This is a genomic window from Streptomyces poriticola (assembly GCF_036689765.1).
GTDB classification, from domain to species: Bacteria; Actinomycetota; Actinomycetes; order Streptomycetales; family Streptomycetaceae; genus Streptomyces; species Streptomyces poriticola.
In genome coordinates, this window is the sequence record NZ_JBAGKH010000001.1 from 521,556 (window position 1) to 543,169 (window position 21,614).

Below are 21,614 nucleotides of genomic sequence, written 5' to 3' on the forward strand. Positions count from 1 at the left end.
CTCTCTCGCCCGGCGAATTCGTGATCCCCACCCATGGCGCCGGCCGCTTCCGTCACGCGATACTGCCGCCGTCCGGCGGACGCACCCCACGGCGACGGAAGGACCTGAACTCCCTTGAACCACATACGTGTGCGAGTCGGCGTGCTCGGACTGGCCCTGGTGGCCGGGCTCGTGGCACCGACGACGACAGCGGTCGCGGCGGACGACGCCCCCGCCCTCTCCCCCACCACCGAGGAACGACGGCTCGACCGGGACGCACCGCAGGAGATCCTGCGTCGGTCCGGATTCGACGAGGTGGCCCCGGCGTTCGCCCGGAGACTCGGCCGGGCCGGCTCCTACGCCGAGGCCCGGCGCACCGTGGTCCGCGAGGGCTCGGCGCTGTGGCGGCGCGCCGTGGACCGGGTGCAGGGCCGGGGCCCGGCCGGCGGGGATCTCAGCCGGGACGACGACCGCCCGCTGTACTGGGCCCGGCTCGGTATGACACGGGAACTGCGCACCTGGGAGCCGGGGTTCGGGCTGCCGGACCGGCAGCGGGAGGCGCTGCTGGGCGCGCTGGAGCGGTCCTCGCGCGGGCAGACCGCGATCCGCTACCCGCACGGCACGGGGCTGAAGCGGGTGCTGCTCACCGGGTTCGATCCGTTCACTCTCGACCGTGACATCCGGATCTCCAACCCGTCCGGCGCCACCGCGCTCGCCCTCGACGGCACGGTGATCCGGACCGCCGACGGTCCGGCGCGGGTGGAGACCGCGGTGTTCCCGGTGCGCTGGGGGGACTTCGCGGAGCAGACGGTGGAGCGGACGCTGTGGCGGCACCTTCCGCGGGTGGATCTGTTCACGACGGTGAGCCAGGGGCGCGTGGGCCGGTTCGACATCGAGCGGACCAACGGGGCCTGGCGGGGCGGCTTCCCGGACAACGACAACCTCTCGCGCACCGGGACGATCCCGGTCCTGCACCCGGCCTCGCAGCCGCAGTGGACGACGACCACCCTGCCGTACCGGGAGATCGTGGCCGCGGACACCGGGCGGTTCCCCGTGTACGACAACACGACGGTGACCGAGATCCCCGCGGGCGGCGGCGAGCCGGTGGTGCGGCCGGACGGGCCCACGCCCGGTTCGACGGCCCGGGAGGGCGGCGGCGGGGACTATCTGTCCAACGAGATCGCCTACCGGGCGACGCTGCTGCGGGACCGGCTGGGGCTGCACGACCGGCTGCCGGGCGGGCATGTGCACACCCCGGTGCTGCGGTTCGGCACCGGCAACACCACCGAGGTCACCGATCCGGAGTTCGTCCGCAACCGGCTGGACATCGTCGACCAGGTGCGGTCCATCGTGGCGGTGGCCGTCGGCGCGGCCACCGGCGGTCCGGAGCGGACGCGAGGCTGATGCCGGGGCCGGGCGGGGCTCACCCGGCGGCCTCGGTCATCGGACGGTCTGCTCGTCGGGCGCATCGTCGGAGGCGGCGTCCTCGCCGCCGCGGGTCTCCTCGCCGAGCAGTTCGCGGGCGAGGAGGGTGGCACCGGCGACCGCGCCCGGCATCAGGAACACCGCGACGAACGGCACCAGGAAGGCCAGGGCGAGCGGGGTGCCGAAGCCCCAGACCAGCGCCTTGCGGGAGCGCAGCAGGGCGAGCCGGTCGCGGAGTTCGACCCCGCGGCGCTGCAGGGCGACGGAGGTGAGCTCCTCGGTGAGGAAGAAGCCGGTGACGAAGAATCCGGCCACCGGGACGGCGGTCTGGCCGACGACCGGGACGAAGCCGAGGGCGAAGAGCAGCACGCCCCACAGGGCGGCGCGGACCAGGATGCGCAGGCTGTCCCGGCCGGAGATCCACAGGTCGCGCCAGAGCGGCAGCTCGGACTCCGGTGCGGTGCCGTCCGGTGAGACGTCCCGGTCGACCCGCTCGGAGAGGCTCTCGTAGAAGGGCTGGCCGATCAGGAGCGTGACCGCGGTGAAGGTGAGTACGGCCAGCAGCAGGGCCAGGGCGAACAGGACGGCGGTGAGGAAGCCGCGGAACAGGCCGAGCCAGGGGCTCGACCAGTCGTCGGCGAACGGCGTCGCCCAGGCGACCGCGTCCGTGCCCCACAGCGCCAGCGCGATCAGCGCGGCCGCGTAGAGCACGAGGGTGATCAGACCCGGGACCAGCCCGAAGCCGTAGCTCCTGCCGTGCCGGGCCACCCAGCGCTGGCCCCGCAGAAGATGACCGAATCCCGCCCCAAGATCGCGCATGGCGGCACTCTATCGGGCCGCGCCGCGCGCCGTCTGCCGCCGGTGTCACGGTTGAGTCGAACGGGCGCCCCGCACCGTACCGGTCTGCGGAACGGTCCCCCGGAGTGCGTGGGAGGAGTTCGGATGAAGCAGAAGATCCACGGCACCGTCGCCGACGGCTTCGAGGAGGTCCGCGAGGAGTTCGCCGCGCTCGTCGCCGGGGGCGGCCCGGACCACGAGGGCCAGGTGTGCGCGTATCTGCACGGCCGCCGGATCGTCGATCTGTGGGCGGGCGACGGCGGCGACGGCGACTCGCTGTACGGGGTGCGCACCGCCACCCAGGGCGCCGCCCATCTGGTGGCCGCGCTGCTGGTGCAGGACGGCACGCTGGAGCTGGACCGCAAAGTGACGTACTACTGGCCGGAGTTCGCGGCCGAAGGCAAGGGCGGGCTGACGCTGCGGGACCTGCTCGCCCACCGCGCCGGGCTGGTCGGGACGGACTCGGGGTTCACGGGCGCCGAGCTCGCCGACGACCGGGTGATCGCCGAACGGCTCGCCGACCAGCGGCCGTTCTGGCGCCCGGGCACCGCCTTCGGCCACCACACGCTGGTGATCGGCGCGCTCACCGGTGAGGTGGTGCGCCGGGCGACCGGCCGCACGCTGCAGGAGGTGTACGAAGAGCGGGTGCGGGCTCCGCACGGGCTGGACCTCTTCCTGGGTCTGCCGCCCGCCCTGGACGCGCGCTACCGCACCGTGCAGCGGGCAGCTCCGGCCGCCCCGCCCGGGTCCCCGCACACGCTCGCCGCCATCGCCCTCAACCGCAATGCGGCCCGGCCCACCGACCTGGCGGCGCTGCCGGACGAGCCGCTGGTCCGCGCCCGCGGCCCGGCGTCGGTGGGCGGGACGGCCTCCGCTCGGGGGCTGGCGGGGCTGTACGCCGCGGCGATCGGCGAGCGGGGCGGGAAGGCGCCGCTGCTGAAGCCGGACACGGTGGCGGAGATCGGGCAGGTCCACGCCACGGGCCGGGATCTGGTGGCGCGGGCGCACCGCTCGTACGGGCTCGGTTTCGAGGCGACGGCGGACGTCTGGTATCCGCTGCTGGGTGCCGGGGCGTTCGGGCACCGCGACGGGGGCGGCGGCTGCCAGGGCTTCGCGGATCCGCGCGGCTCGCTGGCGTACGCGTGCACACGGCGGCGGTACTCGGAGGCTCCCCCGGGCTCCGGGAGCCCGGAGGACGGCCGGCTGGTGGCCGCGCTGTGCCGGGCGGCGGCGGGGCGGTGACCTCGGAGGCACCCCGGCCGGCGGCACAGGCGGAGGCCGCACCCCACGTCCAAGGGTGCGGCCTCCGTCGTACGCAACGAACCCCGTCAGGCGAGCGTCACGGTGATGTTTCCGCGGGTCGCCTTCGAGTACGGGCAGACCTGGTGGGCCTTCTCCACCAGCGACCGCGCGGTGGCGGCGTCCACGGCCGGGATCTCGGCGGAGATCTCCACGGTGATCCCGAAGCCGTCGGCGTTCTTGCCGATCCCGACCTTCGCGGTGACGGTCGAGCCGGTCAGGTCGGCGTTCTCCTGGCGGGCGACGACGCCGAGCGCGCCCTGGAAGCAGGCGCTGTAGCCCGCGGCGAACAGCTGCTCGGGGTTGGTGCCCTCGCCGTTGCCGCCCATCTCCTTGGGCGGGTTCACGACCACGTCGAGCTTGCCGTCGTCGGTGGCCACCCGGCCGTCGCGGCCGTTCTCGGCGGTGGCGGTGGCGGTGTACAGGACCTCGGACTGCTGGATCGGCATGCGGTTCGTCTTCCTCCTCGGTCCGTCGCGACTCGCGCCCACGATCGAGACGGATTTCGGAAAGAAGCTACCGCATTCCGGAAAGTCACGGAAGTCGCGGCCCGAGGCCTGGAGGGGAGGCCGCCGGCCCGTGGATCACAGCTTGACGACCATCTTCCCGATGTTGTCGCCGCGCAGGACGCCGAGGAACGCCTCCAGGTTGTTCTCGATGCCCTCCACGACGGTCTCCCGGTACTTGAGCCGTCCGTCACGCACCCACGGGCCGACCTCCTGGACGAACTGCGCCTGCAGGTCGTAGTGGTCGCCGACGAGGAAGCCCTCGATGCGGCCGCGGGTCTGGATCAGCCGGGCGAGGTTCCTCGGGCCGGGGGCGGGCTCGGTGTCGTTGTAGACCGAGATCATTCCGCAGACGGCGATGCGTCCGTCCCGGTTGAGGGAGCCGATCGCGGCCTCGAGGTGGTCGCCGCCGACGTTGTCGAAGTAGACGTCGACGCCGTCGGGGGCGGCGTCCCGCAGCTGGGCGCTCACCGGCCCGTTCTTGTAGTTGAAGGCGGCGTCGAAGCCGTACTCCTCGACGAGCAGCTTCACCTTCTCGTCGGACCCGGCGGAGCCGACGACCCGCGAGGCGCCCTTGAGCCTGGCGATCTGGCCGACCTGACTGCCGACGGCACCCGCGGCGCCGGAGACGAAGACCGTGTCGCCCTCCTTGAAGGCGGCGGTGCGCAGCAGTCCGGCGTAGGCGGTGAGGCCGGTCATGCCGAGCACGCCGAGGTACGTCGAGAGGGGCGCGGCCTGCGGGTCGACCTTGACGGCGTTCGCCGCGTCGACGGCGGCGTACTCGCGCCAGCCGAAGAAGTGCAGGACATGGTCGCCGACGGCGATGCCCTCGGCGTTGGAGGCGACGACCTCGCCGACGGCGCCGCCCTGCATGACCTTGCCCAGCTCGAAGGGGGCGACATAGCTCTTGGCGGAGCTCATCCGGCCGCGCATGTACGGGTCGACGGACACGTACTGGTTCCGCACCAGCACCTGACCCTCGCCCGGGGTGGGCATGGGGGCCTCCACCAGGGCGAAGTCCTCAGGCTTCGGCCAGCCGACCGGGCGGCCGAGGAGGTGCCATTCGCGGTTGACGGCGGGGAGGGCGGGGGATTCGGTCATGGCCGGGCCTTTCGGGTCACGAGGGAGTGGCGGTCGATGCAGGGCCGCAAGTATTTCAGTTCCTGAAACAAAGATGCGCCTCAACATTTCAGGTTGTCAAACACCTGTACCCTGGAAACATGGTCCGCTCACCGCAGTCCCGTCGTCCGGACGCACTGACCCTGGAGGTCGTCGAGCTCATCGGCGAGGTCGTGGCCCGCTTCCACGCGGACTACGAGGAGGCGGCGGCGGACCGCGCACTGACCGGTGCACAGGCGCGGCTGCTGAGCATGCTGGCGCTGGAGCCGCTGCCGATGCGGAAACTCGCGCAGAAGCTGAAGTGCGAGCCGTCGAACGTCACCGGCATCGTGGACCGGCTGGAGTCACGCGGCCTGGCCGAACGCCGCCCCGACCCGGCCGACCGGCGGGTGAAGCTGGCGGCGGCGACGGACGAGGGCCGCCGGATGGCCCTCGACCTGCGCGACTCCCTCCGCTTCGCCCGCGAGCCGCTGGCCGGCCTCACCGGCGGGGAGCGCGAGTCCCTGCGCACCCTGCTGCGCCGGATGCTGGAGACGGACGGGCCGGAGCGGTCGGGGGCGGGCGACGGCCCGGACGGACCGCACGGCGTGGAGCGCCCTCACGACCTGGACGAGGCCCGGGACCGGGCGGCCGACGGGGGCCCTGCGGCCACCGGGGACACGGCCCCCGGGGACACGGCCACCGGCAGGGGCCGGGCGGCCGACGGGCAGACGAGCACCGACGGGGACGCGGCGACCGGCGAGCGCGCACAGCCGCAGGAGTGAACCGCGGGAGGTCCCGCCCGGCCGGCTACGTGCACCACCACAGGAAGCGTTCGCAGGTCTCCGTGGGGGTCGGCTCGGGGGCCGGGGCCGATGTGGTCGGGTCGTCGGACGTGGAGGGCGGGTCGGCCGGTGCGGGCGGGGTGGAGGACGGCCGGGGCGGCGGGGCCGAGTCGGTGTCCGGCGGGGCCTCGGCCGGCTCGGTGGATCCGTCCGGCGACTCGGACGCGCTCGGTGACGCCGAGGGGGACGCGGAGGTGTCGTCCGGAGAGGGCGAGGCGGACGTCGGGCCGGCAGCGGAGCGGGAGGTGTCCTCCAGCGGGGCGGCCGGTTCCGCGCCGACCTCCGACGTGGCGCCGCCGTCCGGCGTGTCGTTGCCCGCGGCGGCGGGCTGCGGGGAATCGCCCGGCGCGTCCATGCCCAGTTCGGCGAGGCTGAGCCCACCGGCCGCGAGGACGAATCCGGCCGCGACCAGCAGGGTCCGGCGCCGGCGCCGACGGTGCGCCGCCGCCTTGCGGTCCCGGCGGCTCGCCCCTGCGGCGGCCGGTCCGGTCGGGGCAGGCCCCTCCTCCGGCTCCCGTTCCCGGCCGCGGCGCCCCCGTGCCTCCCGGCGCCGGGCGGCCCGGCCCGGCTGCGGATCGTCGCCCCCGTACGGGTCGGCGTCGCGCGCGTCGCCCCCGGTGTCGTACTCCTGGCCGAACTCCTCCGCGTTCGGGGCGAGCTGCTCGGCAGGGGTGCCGCACCCCGGGCAGGCGAGGGCGCCGTTGAGGTGCCGTCGGCACGGGTGGCAGTAGTCCATGACGGGGGAAGGTTAGATTCCGCACGGGTTACGTCTCCAGTGACGGCTGTGAATGTTGTGTGGGAACCCGCGGGACACGCCCCGCCGTGACACCGAAACGTCCGAAACCGTGGTGTGTCCGCCCCATTGACACGCCGTGGGCCACGTCCCTACTGTCGCGCCAGCATTTCGAACGTGTGCCGAAATATCGAACACAACGAGGGGCAACCGCCGTGCGCATCACCGGAATCAGCACCCATGTGGTCGGGACGCCCTGGCGCAATCTGACCTACGTCCAGGTGCACACCGACGAGGGCCTCACCGGAGTCGGCGAGACCCGGATGCTGGGGCACACCGACGCGCTCCTCGGCTATCTGAAGGAGGCCGAGGCCAACCACGTCCTCGGCTCGGACCCGTTCGCCGTCGAGGATCTGGTCCGGCGGATGAAGTACGGCGACTACGGGCGCGCCGGGGAGATCGTGATGTCCGGTGTCGCCGTCGTCGAGATGGCCTGCTGGGACATCAAGGGCAAGGCGCTCGGCGTGCCCGTCTGGCAGCTGCTCGGCGGAAAGGTCACCGACCGGGTGAAGGCGTACGCCAACGGCTGGTACACCACCGAGCGGACCCCGGAGGCGTACCACAAGGCGGCGCGCGGGGTGATGGAGCGCGGCTACCGGGCCTTGAAGATCGACCCCTTCGGCACCGGGCACCTCGAGCTCGACCACGAGCGGACCCGGTACGCCGTGTCGCTGATCGAGGCGGTCCGCGATGCCATCGGCCCGGACGCGGAGCTGATGCTGGAGATGCACGGCCGCTTCTCCCCCGCCACCGCGGTCCGGCTGGCGAAGGAGCTGGCGCCGTACCGTCCGGCCTGGCTGGAGGAGCCGGTGCCGCCGGAGAACCTCCGGGCGCTGCGGAAGGTCGCCGAGAAGGTGGACCTGCCGGTCGCCACCGGTGAGCGCATCCACGACCGGATCGAGTTCCGCGAGCTGTTCGAGGACCAGTCGGCCGACATCCTGCAGCCGGACGTCGGCCATATCGGCGGCATCTGGGAGACCCGGAAGCTGGCGGCCACCGCCGAGGCCCACTACATGCTGGTGGCCCCGCACAACGTCGGCGGCCCGGTGCTCACCGCCGCCTCGCTCCAGATCGGCTTCAGCACCCCGAACTTCAAGGTCCTGGAGCACTTCAACGACTTCGCCGATGCGGAGATCAAGAAGGTGGTGAAGGGCGCGCCCCGGGTGGACCCGGAGGACGGCTGCTTCCACCTCTCCGACGCCCCCGGTCTCGGTGTGGAGCTGGACACCGACGCGGCGGCCGGGTTCCCGCAGCAGCAGGCCCGGTTCGACCTGTGGGCCGAGGGCTGGGAGCAGCGGCGGCCGAAAGGTGCTCGGGGATGAGCACAGAGATCGTCGTCGATGCCCCCGGCGTCCACCGGCTCGTCCCGCATGTGCCGCGCGAGCCCGGCCCCGGCGAGGCGCTGGTGCGGGTGCACGCCGTGGGGATCTGCGGCAGCGACCGCGAGGTGTACCGGGGCAACCGGCCCGAGGGGTACGTCCGTTATCCGCTCACGCCGGGCCACGAGTGGTCCGGCACCGTGCAGCGGACCGGCGCCGGGGTCGCCGCGTCGCTGGCCGGCCGCAAGGTGGTCGGGGAGGGGTTCCGCAACTGCCAGGTCTGCGACCGCTGCCACGCCGGCGAGACCACGCTGTGCACGGCCGGGTACGCCGAGACCGGGTTCACCGAACCGGGCGCCATGGCGCCGACGCTGACGCTGCCCGCCCGGCTGCTGCACCCCCTGCCGGACGACGCCGATCCGACGGCCGCCGCCCTGCTGGAACCGGCCGCCTGCGTCGCCGCCGCCGCGCTGAAGGCGGACGCCCGGCCGGGCGAGCGGGTCGCGGTGGTCGGCACCGGCACGCTCGGGATGCTCGCCGTGCAGTTCCTGCGTGCCGCCTCTCCGGCCGAACTGCTGGTGGTCGGTACGGACACCGGCCGCGAGGCGCTGGCCCGCGGGTTCGGCGCGACCGGCTACCACACCGCCGGCCGGGAGCTGCCCGGCGGCTTCGACGTGGTGGTCGAGGCCGCCGGGTCCGCCGACGCGGCCCGCACCGGCGCCGCTCTGCTGCGACGCGGCGGCCGGCTGGTGCTGACCGGGATCCCGGCGCCGGGCGCCGACGGCCTCGGCCCCACCGGCCTGGTGGTGCGTCAGCTGGAGGTGCGCACCGTCTTCGGGGCACCGCCGGCGGCCTGGGCGCACGCGGTGCGGGTGTTCGCGGCCGGACTGCTCGACCCGCTGCCACTGGTGACGCACGAGCTGCCGCTCGACGCGTTCCCGCGGGCGATGGAGCTGGTGGGGTCGGGGGATCCGGGGGTCGGCAAGGTGCTGCTCCGCCCGGAGCCGGGGCAGCTCGGCCCGGAAATGGGGTAGCTCGGCCCGGAGCCGGGGCAGCTCCGCCCCGCACCTTCCCTCCCGGTGCCGCTGCGCACCGCCGCGCCCAGCACTCCGAACAACATCCGGAATACCGAACAACAAGACTCAGTGAGGACAGCTCGTGACGGACACTTCCGCTCCGCCGGCCGCCCGCAGACCGGGCGGCCGGGTGCTCAACGCCCTGGGCCTCGGCGCCCCCGCACCCGACCCCGCCGACGCCTCGCCGCACTCCTTCCCCGGAGGGGGCCGCTGGCGCACCGAGGTCCCCTCCTGCGAGGGCCCGGAGGCGCTGGCGGTGATCCTGAAGGAGTCCTCCCGGCTCGACGTGCCGATCCACCGCATCAGCCAGGGCAGCGGCGTGTGGATGCTCACCGACGCCGAGATCACCGAGATGGCCGAGGCCACCGCCGAACGGGACATCGAGCTCTGCCTGTTCACCGGCCCGCGCGGCACCTGGGACATCGGCGGTTCCGCCCGCACCGACTCCGGCGGGGCCGGGCTGCGCGCCCGCGGCCAGGACGCGGTCGCCGGCTGCGTCGAGGACGCCGTACGCGCCACGGAACTGGGCGTGCGCTGCCTGCTGGTCGCCGACGAGGGCGTGCTGTGGACGCTGCACCGGGCGCGGACGGCGGGCCTGCTCCCGGCCGGCACGACGCTGAAGGTGTCGGCTCTGGTCGGGCCGGCCAACCCGGCGTCGTACGCGGTGTACGAGCGGCTCGGCGCCGACTCGGTCAATGTGCCCGGCGATCTGACACCGGCTCACCTCACCGAGATCCGCAGGGTTTCGGCCGCCCCGATGGACCTGTACATCGAGGCGCCCGACGACCTCGGCGGCTATGTGCGGATGTACGAGGTCGCCGAGCTGATCCGGCGCGGCGCTCCGCTGTATCTGAAGTTCGGCCTGGCGAAGGCGCCCGGCATCTATCCGTACGGCCACCATCTGCGGGAACTGGCGCTGTCCGGGGCCCGGGAGCGGGTGCGGCGCGGGCGGCTGGCGCTGGACCTGCTCGCACGGCACGGCGCGGACACCGGGATGGCGCCGCTCGGTTCCCGGCTGCCCGGCCCGCTCAACCGGTTCGCGCCCTCGTCATAACGTTACGGAAATCCCCTTCACAAAAGGCGACACAGTCGCGCACAATCCAACACACCCGAGCTCGCAGACACATCAAGGATGATGACCATGCGCAACCGCAGAGCCGCGCTCGCCACCCTCGCCGGCGCCGCCTCCCTCGCCCTGACCCTGACCGCCTGCGGCCAGGACAGCGAGGGCGGCAGCGAGGAGGACAAGGGCGGCGCCGAGGGCGCCACCATCGGTATCGCGATGCCGACCAAGTCCTCCGAGCGCTGGATCGCCGACGGCGACAACGTCAGGAAGGACCTGGAGTCCCGGGGCTACCGGACCAAGCTGGTCTTCGGCGAGGACGATCCGGACCAGCAGGTGTCACAGATCGAGAACCTGATCACCCAGGGTGTGCGTGCCCTGATCGTCGCCGCCATCGACAACAAGTCGATGAACAACGTCCTCCAGCAGGCCAAGGACGCCGACATCCCGGTGATCTCCTACGACCGGCTGATCCTCGGCACCGAGAACGTCGACTACTACGCGTCGTTCGACAACGAGAAGGTCGGCGAGCTCCAGGGCACCTACATCGTGGAGAAGCTCGGCCTGAAGGGCGGCGGCGAGAAGGGCCCGTTCAGCATCGAGCTGTTCGCCGGCTCCAACGACGACAACAACACCCGCTACTTCTTCCAGGGCGCGATGAACGTCCTGCAGCCCTACATCGACGAGGGCCAGCTGGTCGTCAGGTCGGAGCAGACCGAGCTCAACCAGGTCACCACCCTGCGCTGGGACGGCGGCACCGCGCAGAAGCGCATGGACGACATCCTCACCTCCGCCTACCGCAGCGAGCGGGTGGACGCGGTGCTCTCGCCGTACGACGGCATCTCCATCGGCATCCTGTCGTCGCTGAAGTCCGACGGCTACGGCACCGGGGACAAGCCGCTGCCGGTGGTCACCGGCCAGGACGCCGAGGTGGCCTCGGTGAAGTCGATCATCGCCGGCCAGCAGTCGATGACCGTCTACAAGGACACCCGCGAACTCGCCCAGGTCGCCTCCGACATGGTCGACGCCGTACTCAACGGCGAGGAGCCGGAGGTCAACGACACCGAGACCTACGACAACGGCGCGAAGGTCGTACCGGCCTATCTGCTGGAGCCGGTCGCCGTGGACAAGGGCAACTACAAGGAGATCGTGGTCGACTCCGGCTATCTCGAGGAGAGCGACCTCGACTGACCGCCCGTCCCGACAGACCACTCACCACACCTGGGAAGGCACGACCATGGCGGGACCCGTCCTGGAAATGCGCTCGATCGTCAAGACCTTTCCCGGCGTCAAGGCGCTGTCGGACGTCACCCTGACCGTCCGGCAGGGCGAGGTCCACGCCATCTGCGGGGAGAACGGCGCCGGCAAGTCGACCCTGATGAAGGTCCTCTCCGGCGTCCATCCGCACGGCAGCTACGAGGGGGAGATCCTCTTCGAGGGGGAGGCCTGCTCGTTCCGGGACATCCGGGCCAGCGAGCGGCGCGGCATCGTCATCATCCACCAGGAGCTGGCGCTGGTGCCCTATCTCTCCCTCGCGGAGAACATCTTCCTCGGCAACGAGCACGCCACCCGCGGCATCATCAGCTGGACCGAGACGCTGCGGCACGCGACCGAACTGCTGCGCCGGGTAGGGCTCGGCGACCATCCCGACACCCGTGTCGCCGACATCGGCGTGGGCAAGCAGCAGCTGGTGGAGATCGCCAAGGCGCTGTCGAAGAAGGTGAAGCTGCTCATCCTGGACGAGCCGACCGCCGCGCTGAACGACGAGGACAGCGGCAAACTCCTCGGTCTCATCCTGGAGCTGAAGAAGCAGGGCATCACCTCGATCATCATCTCCCACAAGCTGAACGAGATCCGCCGGGTCGCCGACTCGGTGACGATCCTGCGCGACGGCCGCACCATCGAGACCCTCGACGTGACGGACCCGGGGACCACCGAGGACCGGATCATCAGCGGGATGGTCGGCCGAGACCTGGAGCACCGTTTCCCGGAACGCACCCCGCACCGCGCCGAGGAGGGCGCCCCACCCGCCCTGGAGATCCGCAACTGGACCGTGCACCACCCGATCGACCAGCAGCGCAAGGTCGTCGACGATGTGTCGCTGCAGGTGCGGCGCGGGGAGATCGTCGGTATCGCCGGGCTGATGGGCGCCGGCCGCACCGAGCTGGCGATGAGCGTGTTCGGCCGCACCTACGGCCGGGGCGCCACCGGCACGGTCCTCAAGGACGGCACCGAGATCCGCACCCGGACCGTCCCGGAGGCGGTCCGGCACGGCATCGCGTACGTCACCGAGGACCGCAAGCACTACGGGCTCAACCTCATCGACACCGTCAACCGGAACATCTCGCTGACCGCGCTCGGCAGGGTCGCCCGGCACGGGGTGATCGACGAACACCAGGAGCGCCAGGTCGCCGAGGGGTTCCGTACCTCGATGAACATCAAGGCGCCGACGGTCTTCGAACCGGTGGGCAAGCTGTCCGGCGGCAACCAGCAGAAGGTCGTCCTCAGCAAGTGGATCTTCGCGGGTCCGGATGTGCTGATCCTCGACGAGCCGACCCGCGGCATCGATGTCGGCGCCAAGTACGAGATCTACACGGTCATCGACCGGCTGGCCGCCGAGGGCCGGGCGGTCGTCTTCATCTCCTCCGAGCTGCCCGAGCTGCTCGGCATGTGCGACCGCATCTACACGATGGCGGCGGGCCGGCTGACCGGCGAGTTCGCGCGGGCCGAGGCCTCCCAGGAAGCGCTGATGCGTCAGATGACGAAGGACAAAGAGGTAACCGGATGAGCACGGACGTGACCGCCAGGACGCCGGCCCCCGCGCCGCCCGGCAAGCCGGGGGCGGGCACCGGCGGCGGACTGCTGCAGCTGCTGCTGGCCGGGATGCGCCGCAACATGCGGCAGTACGGCATGCTGATCGCGCTCGGTCTGATCGTGGCGCTCTTCGCCGTGTGGACCGACGGGGACCTGCTGCTGCCGCGCAACGTCTCCAACCTGGTGCTGCAGAACAGCTACATCCTGATCCTCGCGATCGGCATGATGCTGGTCATCATCTCGGGCCATATCGACCTGTCGGTCGGCTCGCTGACCGCGTTCGTCGGCTCCATGGCCGCGGTGTTCATGGTCCGGAACGATCTGCCCTGGCCGCTGGCGGTGGTGCTGTGCCTGGCCGTGGGTGCGCTCGCCGGTGCGCTGCAGGGGTTCTTCATCGCCTACGGAGGCATACCGTCGTTCATCGTGACCCTGGCGGGCATGCTGCTCTTCCGCGGGCTGACCGAGATCTTCCTGGAGGGCCAGACCCTCGGCCCGTTCCCCCGGAGCCTGCAGAAGGTCGCCAACGGCTTTCTGCCCGAGGTGGGGCCGGAGACCAACTACCACAACCTCACCCTGCTGCTGGGTCTGGCGCTGATCGCGTTCGTGGTCTTCCAGGAGGTGCGCGACCGCCGCAGGCAGCAGGAGTTCGCCCTGGACGTGCTGCCCGCCCGGCTGTTCGCGCTGAAGCTGGTGGCGCTGGTCTCCGCGATCCTCGTCGTCACCCTGCTGCTGGCCAGCTACAAGGGCACCCCGATCGTGCTGCTGATCCTCGCCGCGCTGGTGGTGGGCTTCGGCTATGTGATGCGCAACGCGGTGATCGGCCGTCATGTCTACGCCATCGGCGGCAATCTGCCCGCGGCCAAGCTGTCCGGGGTGAAGGACCGGAAGGTCACCTTCCTCGTCTTCCTGAACATGGGCATGCTCGCGGCGCTGGCGGGGCTGGTCTTCGCCGCCCGCTTCAACGCGGCCTCGCCCAAGGCGGGCCTCAACTTCGAACTGGAGGCCATCGCCGCCTCCTTCATCGGCGGCGCCTCGATGAGCGGCGGGGTCGGCACCGTGCTCGGCGCGATCATCGGCGGGCTGGTGCTGGGGGTGCTCAACAACGGCATGAACCTGGTCGGCGTCGGCACCGACTGGCAGCAGGTCATCAAGGGCGCGGTGCTGCTGGCGGCGGTCGGTTTCGACGTGTGGAACAAGCGCAGGGTCGGCTCCTAAAGTCCTCCTGGTTCACGGTTTCCTCACATCAGATGAACGCCCTCCGGTCCGCCTCCGTACTCATGGGTGGCCCGCGCCCCCCTCGCGCGGGCCGCCCAGAAACGGAGGTCCCCCCTTGGCCGGCAACGTCACCTCGCTGTTCCGCAGCACCGCGGCGCACAGCCCCTCGATGGCGGCGCTGGCGAGGGAGAGCGACGGGGCGGGCCCGGTCGACTTCTGCATCCCCTGCAACCCCTACTTCCCCACGCAGGCGATGTTCGACGACATGGCGGACCGGCTGCAGGACATCATCACGTACTACCCGAGCAGCGCCGACACCATCACCGCGGAGCTGTGCAGCCTGCTGCAACTGCCGCCGCAGTGCGTGGCGATGGGCAACGGCTCCACCGAGCTGATCACCTGGATCGACCATCTGCTGGTCCGCGAGTCCCTGGCCGTCCCCGTCCCCACCTTCGGCCGCTGGACCGACCAGCCGATGGAGACCGGCAAGCGGGTCGACATGTTCCCGCTGCAGGAGTCCGGCGGATTCGCCCTCGATCTCGCGCAGTACGCCGAGTTCATCCGGGCCCGCGGCACCCGCGTCGCCGTGATCTGCAATCCGAACAACCCGGACGGCGGCTTTCTGCACAAGCACGCGATCGTGCAGTTCATGGACGCCATGGCCGACCGGGACCTGGTGGTCGTCGACGAGTCCTTCCTGGAGTTCGCCGACGCCGAGGCCGAACCGTCCGTGGTCCAGGAGGCAATGCTGCGGCCGAACGTGATCGTGCTGCGCAGCCTGGGCAAGAACTTCGGCCTGCACGGCATCCGTTTCGGCTATCTGGTCGCCAACCCGGCGCTGGCCGGGCGGGTGCGGGCGATGCTGCCGAAGTGGAATCTCAACTCCTTCGCGGAGCACGTGGTGTTCATGCTGCGCGACCACGGCACCGAGTACGCGCAGAGCCTGAACCAGGTGCGGCGTGACCGCCTGGAGATGGCCAGCCAGCTGTCCGCCCTGCCCGGCCTGACCGTCTACCCCTCGCAGGGCAACTTCCTCTTCGTGCGCCTTCCCGTCGGCGCCGAGGGCACCGTGGTCCGGGACCGGCTGCTCACCGAGCACCGCGTCCTGGTCCGCGAGTGCGGCAACAAGATCGGTTCGTCCAGTCGCTTCCTGCGTCTCGTGGTGCGCCCCCAGGTGGACGTGCGTCGCCTGGTGTCCGGCCTGGAAGAGGTGCTCTACGGGTCCAGGAGGGGAGCCGCCGTGCCCGAGCAGGCTACCGGGACCAGCTACAGCTCGGGTACGGCGGCGGTGGACCGCCTGGTGAGCGAGACCAACGGGCGCGGTATGCGGGAGCTCGCCGCACAGGCCGCCGCTGCCGGCGCCCCCGGTCTCGCCGCCGCACCGGCCGCCGGCACCGGCATGCCGCTCCCCGCCGCCGTACCGGCCGCCCCGGCGGCCGTCGGCGCCGGGATGCCGCTGCCGGCGGCACCTCAGCCCGCGCCGCAGCCCGTTCCCCCGCAGATGCCGGTGCCGCAGCCGGCGCCGGTCCCGGCCGCCGCCCCGCAGCCGCTGGCCCCGGCGGCCCAAGCACCCGCGCCGATGCCGGCCCCTCTGCCGGCCCCGGCCCCCTCCCCCGCGATGTCCCCCGTGCCGCCCGGCCCCACCCCGCCCGGTGTCCCGGCCCGCGGCGGCCTGACCGCGGCCCAGGTCCGGGGCACCGACGGACTGGAGACCGCCCCGGCGACGGGCTGGCCGGGCGCGCAGAGCTGGCCGAACGCGGCCGGGACGGGCCAGGGGTGGGGAGGGGCGACGGGACAGGGCATGGACCGGACGGGCTGACCGCACCCCGGCCCTCGCCCCCGGCCCCCGGCCCCTCGCCCTCCGGAGGGTCGTGTCCCCGGTCGTGGTGCAGCCGATCACGGTCCGTCGCTTCTGCTTTGGAACCGTCCGGTACGTGCCGCTGCCAGCCGTCGTGCGATCACCGCTGGTTCCAGCCCGGCGAGCCTCAACAGGGCCTCCGGCGAGGTCGATTAGGGCCGCGACCTGGGGATTCCGTCAGGTTGATCGGCTACACCACTCTGCGGGACGCCATCCTCCGGAGGGCCGGCCGGTGTCGCCGGCGACCGCGGACAGGTCCGGATCAGCCCCGGAGAGGGGCGTCCGGACCCGGGCCGGTCCGGACGGTCACGTCGGGCTCCGGGCCGGTCCGCACGGTCATGGCGGACCCGGACGCCGCCACCGACGGCCCGACCGCTCCCGGAAACCCGGCGCGCCCACGCGGCACGACGCCGGAAGCCGCGGCCCGGCAGCCGCCGCAGGGCCCCGGTCGTACACGGGCCGCCACGCCCGGACCCGAGCATCCCCCCGACAGCCCGACCAGGCCCGGGAATCCGTCGTGGACCCGCGGGTCAGGTCCGGGTCGTGGTCAGGGCGTCCAGGATCAGGGACGCGTCCTGGCGGCGGGCGGCGATCAGGACCGGCTTGTCCCCGTCGCGGCACTCGATGGCCACGCCGGCGTAGGTGTAGGCCTGCAGCCAGCTGTCGGGGTCCTCCCCGAGGCGGAAGCCGCGGACGCCCTCCACGGTGAGCGTCTCCGGCAGGGTCACGCGGGCGCAGCGGCCGGCGGGGTCGGGGGTGGTGGCCGGGCGGCCGTCGCCGACCACCAGAAGGTGGTGGCCGGACACGCTGTAGGGGACGTCGCCGGACACGCTCGCGCGCACGGTCCGCCGCTTCGTCGCCGGGACCGGGACCACGTCGCGGGTGTCCGCCGCCCTGCGGAGCCGGCGCCACACCAGCCACATGCACAGGGCGCCGACCGCGGCGGACGGGGGAATGCCGCAGGCGGTGATCAGCAGCGCGCCGGGTACTCCGTCACCGGCGAGGCCCGCGAAGAAGCCGACCGTGCCCACCAGCATTCCGGCGAGCATCACCGCGCCGGGCAGGAGTGCGCGGCGGCCCTTCGGCGCGGTGGGGCGACGGAAGCGGTAGTACCAGCCGGCCCAGACGAGGACCAGCCCCACCGTCAGCAGTGCCAGGCCGATGCCGAGCGGCATCCGCCAGTCGTCCAGCGGGTTGGCGCGGGTGTCCTCGGTGATGCCGTCGAAGGTCACGGCACGCACCTCGCCCCGCCAGTGCGTCAGGGTCACCGCGTCCCCGGGCCGCACCGAGTCGACCACCGGACCCGGCTCCCGCATGCGCAGACGCTGCACACCGGCCGCGTCTTCCGCACCGCCCTCGGTGACATGCAGCCAGTACCGCGCGCCCTTGCCCCGGACCTCGCGCTCCACGGACTCGACGGTCGCCGGGACCACCTGGCGGCAGTCGTCGGCACGGGCACCGGCCGGGCAGGCGGGTGCGGCGAGGTAGGCGCGCCCCTCTGCCCGGTGGCCCGGGACGGTGGCGAACAGCCAGGCGGAGACCGCCATGACGAGCACGCCGAAGATGGCGGGCAGCGCCGTCTGCCACGGGGCGGGCTTCTTAGTCAAGGTGTCCTCCGAGGGATGGTGCAGCCGGACGGCACCCCGTACGGTACGGATTCGGTCCGTTGCCGAAGAAGGTCACCCCATGGCAGAGGCGGCGCGCCTGTGTTGCCGGAGTCCGGCAACTCAGCCGGCCGGGCACTCCTTCCAGGCCAGGTGGTACACGGTGCTGATGTCACCGTCGGTCGAGTCCATGGTCATGAAGCTGACCCTGTCGGGGTCGTTGCCCGCGGTGACCCGGAGCTCGGTGTTGATGTTGAAGTTGCGCTGGACTCCGCAGGGCGCCCAGACCAGCTGGGCCCAGTCGGTCTCGTCGGTGGCCTGCCAGTTGTCGTTCAGCGGGCCGCTGAAGGGATGGCTGCGGTACTCCGTGTTCGGGGATCCCTGGAAGTAGTACGAGGCCCGCTGGACGCCCCAGGCGCCGGACTGGAGGGCGGCGAAGCCGCGGTAGTCGGCGCTGGCGATGGCGTAGGTGAAGCCCTGCGGGACGTGGACGACCAGGTTGAGCTGGCAGTTCTTACGGAATGCCGTGGGGTCGGAGTTGCCGCCGGCCTGGGCGAGATAATCGCTGTAGGTCACCGTGAAGGCGGTGTTGTCCTCGGAGACGGCGACGGCCGTGGTGCCCTGGGGGCAACCGGAGCCGTTCACCGTGGCGACCTTGATGATGATCTTGTCCGGGGGCGGGTCTTCGAACGCGTCGGCAGGGCTCTGCGCGGGCAGCGCGGAGGTGAGGAGCGCGGCGATCGCGCCACTCAGGAGCAGGCCACCGGCCATGGTTCTCCCATCCGTTGCGTGGAGGGTGGATCGTGCATGATGTGTGCACATTGTGTGCGCGCCATGTGCATGTCAGAACGTACGCCGCTCTCCGTCCCGCGGACAGATGGGTGCCCAGCCATTCACAGCCGCACAGCCGGGCGTGAAACGTACGCCCGTCCGCCCCGGCGAGCCGGGATTCGGGACACCACCGCGGACGAGTACACAATGGGCCCGCACATGAACAGGGCATGAACCCGCGCCGAAGCACCGGCCGCGCCGCAAGGACAGGCAACAGGAGGCGCTCCCTTGGAGCTCACCAGACGTACATTCAGCGCCCTCGCCGGCACCACGGTCCTCGGTCTCTCGCTCGGCGGCGGCAGCATCGGTGCGGCGATCCCCTCCGACGCCGGGAACGGGACCGACGGCACCCAGGTGCCCACCGGTCCGCCCCCGGCCCCGCCCACCGCCGACGGGCACCGCCACCAGGTGGGCTTCGACCGGCACTCCCTGCTGGTGGACGGCCGCCGACTGGTGCTGTGGCCGGGCGAGCTGCACCCCTTCCGGCTGCCCAGCCCCTCGCTGTGGCGGGACGTGCTGCAGCGGATGCGCGCGCACGGCTACAACGCGGTCAGCGTCCCCGTCGCCTGGAACCACCACTCCTTCGGGCCGGGACGCCACGACTTCACCGGCGTCCGCGATCTGGACCTGTTCCTGCGCACCGCGGCCGAGGAGCGGCTGTACGTCGTCCTGCGGCCCGGTCCCTGGCTCGGCGCGGACCTCGACACCGGAGGCCTCCCGGCGTGGCTGGCCGCGACCGGCTGCCGGGCCCGGAGCACCGACCCGGCCTATCTGCGGCATGCCGACGCCTGGCTGGCCGACGTCGACGCGGTGGCGGCCCGGCACCTGTACACCCACGGCGGCGGCACGGTGCTGCTCTACCAGCTGGAGGAGACCCCCGACCGGGCCTACCGGGACCATCTGCGGCGCAGGGTGCGGGCCGACGGCATCGACGTCCCCCTCGTCACCGGGTACGCGGAGCGGCGGCCGAGCGGCGGTGCGGCCGACGAACGGCTGCGGCGGCTGGGGCGGTTCGCCGAGGGGGCCGCGCTCCCCAACGTCTCCCTGGCGTACGGCGGGAGTTCCTGGGGCTGGCTTGCCGCGGCCGGTGCCACCGCGTCCCACGGCGCCGGGGCCGCCCTCGACGGGGGACGGCAGCCGACCGACGAGCTGGCCGTCACCCACCAGCTGGGCCATCTGCTGCGCCACGTACCGGACTTCGCGCGGCTGGAGCCGGCGGCCCGGGCGCGGGCCTCGGACGAGCGGCTGGCCGTCACCCATCTGGCCAACCCCGACACCGGCCTCCAGGTGTACGTGCTGCGCAACGACTCCGGCGCCGCCGTCACCGCCTCCCTGTCCGGCACCCCCGTCGAGCCGCCGGTCACCGTGCCGGCCGGGGACGCCCGGCTGCTCGTCGCCGGGATGTCCCTCGGCGGCGAGCGGAAGCTGGCGTACAGCACGGCACAGCCCATGGCGCTGCTGTCCGCCGGGCGCTGGGACATCGCCGTGTTCACCGGCCGGCGCGGCGAGACCGCGCACGTCGCCCTGGACTGCCCGAGCCGGCCGAAGCCGACCCGACTGGACCCGGAGGCGGCCTGGGCCTACGAGCGGGGGCGGCTGCACGTGACCGCACCGCTCGGCAAGGGCGGGCTGACCCGGGTCCGGGTCCGGGACGGCGGCTCGGACCGCACGCTGCTGCTGCTCTTCGCCGACGACGCCACCTCGCTGCGGCTGTGGCCGTGCACGACCCCGTCGGGCGGCGCGTTCCTCGTCTACGGGCCGACGCTGCTGCGCTCCGCCTCCGTGCACGGCGACACCGTCCGGCTCACCGGCGACACCACCGACGACCTCGGGGTGGAGGTGTGGGGACCGCACGGCACCACCGGCGTCGAGTGGAACGGCAGCCCGCTGCGCCCCGACCGCGGTCTGGGCGGCAGCATCACCGCCGAGCGTCCGCCGGGCGGCGCGCCGCCGATGGTGCTGCCCGCGCTGACCGGCTGGCGGCGGCGCACCGGGGATCCGGAGTCCGCGCCGGAGTTCGACGACTCGGACTGGACGGTCGCCGACTGGCGGACCTCCACCGGGGCGACGCCCGTGCCCGACCACCAGCCCGTCCTCTTCGCCGACGACTACGGCTGCCACACCGGCGACGTCTGGTACCGGGGCCGGCTGGCGCACCCCGCCGGGCTGGAGGCGCTCTCGCTGACCTGGGGCGCGGCGGCGGACGGCCTGCTGATGGCGTGGCTGGACGGCGAGCCGCTGGGCACGCACCGGATGCCGGACGCCGACGACCCCGCGGCCGGGCGGCGCACCCGGACGGCCACGGCCCGCTTCGCCCTGCCGGAACGGCTGCGGCGGCGTCTGCGCGAGCGCCCCGCCGCCGGTCCCGCGACCGTACTGTCGGTGCTGGTACGGCCGATGGGGCACAGCGCGCAGGTCGACGCCCGTGGCACCCATCGGGCGGCACGCGGCCTGATCGGCGCCTTCTTCGAGGGTGCGACCCCTCAGGTGCGCTGGCGGCTGCAGGGCGCGGCCGGCACGGACCCGGTGCGCGGGCCGCTCAACACCGGCGGGCTGTACGGGGAGCGGGAGGGCTGGCATCTGCCCGGGTACGACGACGGCGGCTGGCAGCCCGTCACCCTGCCCCGCGCCGAGCCCCGGCAGGGCGTCACCTGGTACCGGACGGAGTTCCGGCTGGGCGTCGACCCGGATGTGGACGCCTCGGTCGGGCTCGAGTTCGGCGACGGCGGCCCGGCCGTGCGGCGCCACCGCGTGCAGATCTTCCTCAACGGCTGGAACCTGGGCCAGTACGTGGGCGGCGGCCCCCCGCACACCTTCGCCCTGCCGTCCGGCATCCTGCGCACCGGGGCCGCCGTCAACACCCTGGCCCTGGCGGTGCTGTCCGACGGGGACTCCCCCTCCGGGCCGGGCGAGGTCCGGCTGACGCTGCTGGGCGTGGCGGCGGGCGGACTCCCGGTGGCACCGGTGGACTCCCCCGGACGGTGACCTCCGCGCGGCCCCGCCCGCCGCGCCGTACGGCCGGCGGGCGCCGGGGAGTCTCGGTCGCACAACG

Annotated in this window: 16 protein-coding genes and 1 pseudogene; 11 read left to right on the forward strand and 6 right to left on the reverse strand. The window is 72.9% G+C overall.

The genetic code is table 11. The features are described from left to right. The first annotated feature begins 114 nt into the window (after positions 1 to 114). Positions 115 to 1,383, forward strand: coding sequence for a pyroglutamyl peptidase (locus V5O46_RS02305; RefSeq protein WP_332882650.1), 1,269 nt, complete (start codon positions 115 to 117; stop codon positions 1,381 to 1,383). Between the two features lie 36 nt (positions 1,384 to 1,419). Here the strand turns inward: V5O46_RS02305 and V5O46_RS02310 are convergent, their stop codons facing one another. Further along, the gene (locus tag V5O46_RS02310; protein WP_332882651.1) at positions 1,420 to 2,223 is read right to left on the reverse strand and encodes an EI24 domain-containing protein; all 804 of its coding nucleotides are present in this window, start codon (positions 2,221 to 2,223) and stop codon (positions 1,420 to 1,422) included. 123 nt (positions 2,224 to 2,346) lie between these two features. Here V5O46_RS02310 and V5O46_RS02315 point away from each other — a divergent pair, with 123 nt between their 5' ends. Then, positions 2,347 to 3,483, forward strand: a complete 1,137-nt coding sequence (locus V5O46_RS02315) for a serine hydrolase domain-containing protein (protein WP_332882652.1) — start codon at positions 2,347 to 2,349, stop codon at positions 3,481 to 3,483. An 86-nt stretch (positions 3,484 to 3,569) separates the two neighbouring features. Here V5O46_RS02315 and V5O46_RS02320 read toward each other — a convergent pair whose 3' ends face one another. Both V5O46_RS02320 and V5O46_RS02325 read right to left on the reverse strand, forming a co-directional pair. Then, positions 3,570 to 3,989 carry an organic hydroperoxide resistance protein gene (locus V5O46_RS02320; RefSeq protein WP_332882653.1) on the reverse strand — a complete coding sequence of 140 codons (420 nt, stop codon included), beginning with the start codon at positions 3,987 to 3,989 and terminating at the stop codon, positions 3,570 to 3,572. Positions 3,990 to 4,124: 135 nt separating this feature from the next. Continuing rightward, the gene (locus tag V5O46_RS02325) at positions 4,125 to 5,147 is read right to left on the reverse strand and encodes an NADP-dependent oxidoreductase (protein ID WP_332882654.1); all 1,023 of its coding nucleotides are present in this window, start codon (positions 5,145 to 5,147) and stop codon (positions 4,125 to 4,127) included. Positions 5,148 to 5,266: 119 nt separating this feature from the next. On the opposite strand from V5O46_RS02325, the pseudogene V5O46_RS02330 reads away from it, so the two are divergent. Continuing rightward, positions 5,267 to 5,701, forward strand: a pseudogene (locus tag V5O46_RS02330) (MarR family winged helix-turn-helix transcriptional regulator); the annotation flags it as partial. Positions 5,702 to 5,954: 253 nt separating this feature from the next. Here the strand turns inward: V5O46_RS02330 and V5O46_RS02335 are convergent. Beyond that, positions 5,955 to 6,725, reverse strand: coding sequence for an SCO2400 family protein (locus V5O46_RS02335; protein ID WP_332882655.1), 771 nt, complete (start codon positions 6,723 to 6,725; stop codon positions 5,955 to 5,957). Positions 6,726 to 6,937: 212 nt separating this feature from the next. Between V5O46_RS02335 and V5O46_RS02340 the strand changes: the two genes are divergently transcribed. The 7 genes from V5O46_RS02340 (at position 6,938) to V5O46_RS02370 (ending at position 16,088) form a co-directional block, all read left to right on the forward strand. After that, positions 6,938 to 8,104, forward strand: coding sequence for a mandelate racemase/muconate lactonizing enzyme family protein (locus tag V5O46_RS02340; protein WP_332882656.1), 1,167 nt, complete (start codon positions 6,938 to 6,940; stop codon positions 8,102 to 8,104). After that, positions 8,101 to 9,135 (forward strand): zinc-dependent alcohol dehydrogenase, encoded by a 1,035-nt coding sequence (locus V5O46_RS02345; RefSeq protein WP_332882657.1) that lies wholly within the window; start codon positions 8,101 to 8,103, stop codon positions 9,133 to 9,135. Before V5O46_RS02340 ends, V5O46_RS02345 begins: the two co-directional genes overlap by 4 nt. A gap of 124 nt (positions 9,136 to 9,259) precedes the next feature. After that, entirely contained in the window at positions 9,260 to 10,231 is a 972-nt protein-coding gene (locus tag V5O46_RS02350; protein ID WP_332882658.1) for a hypothetical protein, read from the forward strand. An 87-nt stretch (positions 10,232 to 10,318) separates the two neighbouring features. After that, a complete protein-coding gene (gene chvE, locus V5O46_RS02355) occupies positions 10,319 to 11,431 on the forward strand; it encodes a multiple monosaccharide ABC transporter substrate-binding protein (protein WP_332882659.1) in 1,113 nt (370 codons plus the stop codon). Between the two features lie 46 nt (positions 11,432 to 11,477). Continuing rightward, positions 11,478 to 13,028, forward strand: coding sequence for a multiple monosaccharide ABC transporter ATP-binding protein (mmsA, locus tag V5O46_RS02360; protein ID WP_332882660.1), 1,551 nt, complete (start codon positions 11,478 to 11,480; stop codon positions 13,026 to 13,028). After that, on the forward strand, positions 13,025 to 14,269 hold the full coding sequence (mmsB, locus tag V5O46_RS02365; RefSeq protein WP_332882661.1) for a multiple monosaccharide ABC transporter permease: 1,245 nt from the start codon (positions 13,025 to 13,027) through the stop codon (positions 14,267 to 14,269). The genes mmsA and mmsB overlap by 4 nt, the downstream gene beginning before the upstream one ends. A 115-nt stretch (positions 14,270 to 14,384) precedes the next feature. Further along, entirely contained in the window at positions 14,385 to 16,088 is a 1,704-nt protein-coding gene (locus V5O46_RS02370) for a pyridoxal phosphate-dependent aminotransferase (RefSeq protein ID WP_332882662.1), read from the forward strand. A gap of 569 nt (positions 16,089 to 16,657) precedes the next feature. Here the strand turns inward: V5O46_RS02370 and V5O46_RS02375 are convergent. Both V5O46_RS02375 and V5O46_RS02380 read right to left on the reverse strand, forming a co-directional pair. After that, complete coding sequence (locus V5O46_RS02375) at positions 16,658 to 17,734, reverse strand: hypothetical protein (RefSeq protein WP_332882663.1); 1,077 nt, start codon at positions 17,732 to 17,734, stop codon at positions 16,658 to 16,660. A gap of 120 nt (positions 17,735 to 17,854) precedes the next feature. Next, the gene (locus V5O46_RS02380; RefSeq protein ID WP_332882664.1) at positions 17,855 to 18,502 is read right to left on the reverse strand and encodes a DUF4360 domain-containing protein; all 648 of its coding nucleotides are present in this window, start codon (positions 18,500 to 18,502) and stop codon (positions 17,855 to 17,857) included. 288 nt (positions 18,503 to 18,790) lie between these two features. Between V5O46_RS02380 and V5O46_RS02385 the strand changes: the two genes are divergently transcribed. Further along, the gene (locus V5O46_RS02385; RefSeq protein WP_332882665.1) at positions 18,791 to 21,547 is read left to right on the forward strand and encodes a beta-galactosidase; all 2,757 of its coding nucleotides are present in this window, start codon (positions 18,791 to 18,793) and stop codon (positions 21,545 to 21,547) included. Positions 21,548 to 21,614: the final 67 nt, after the last annotated feature.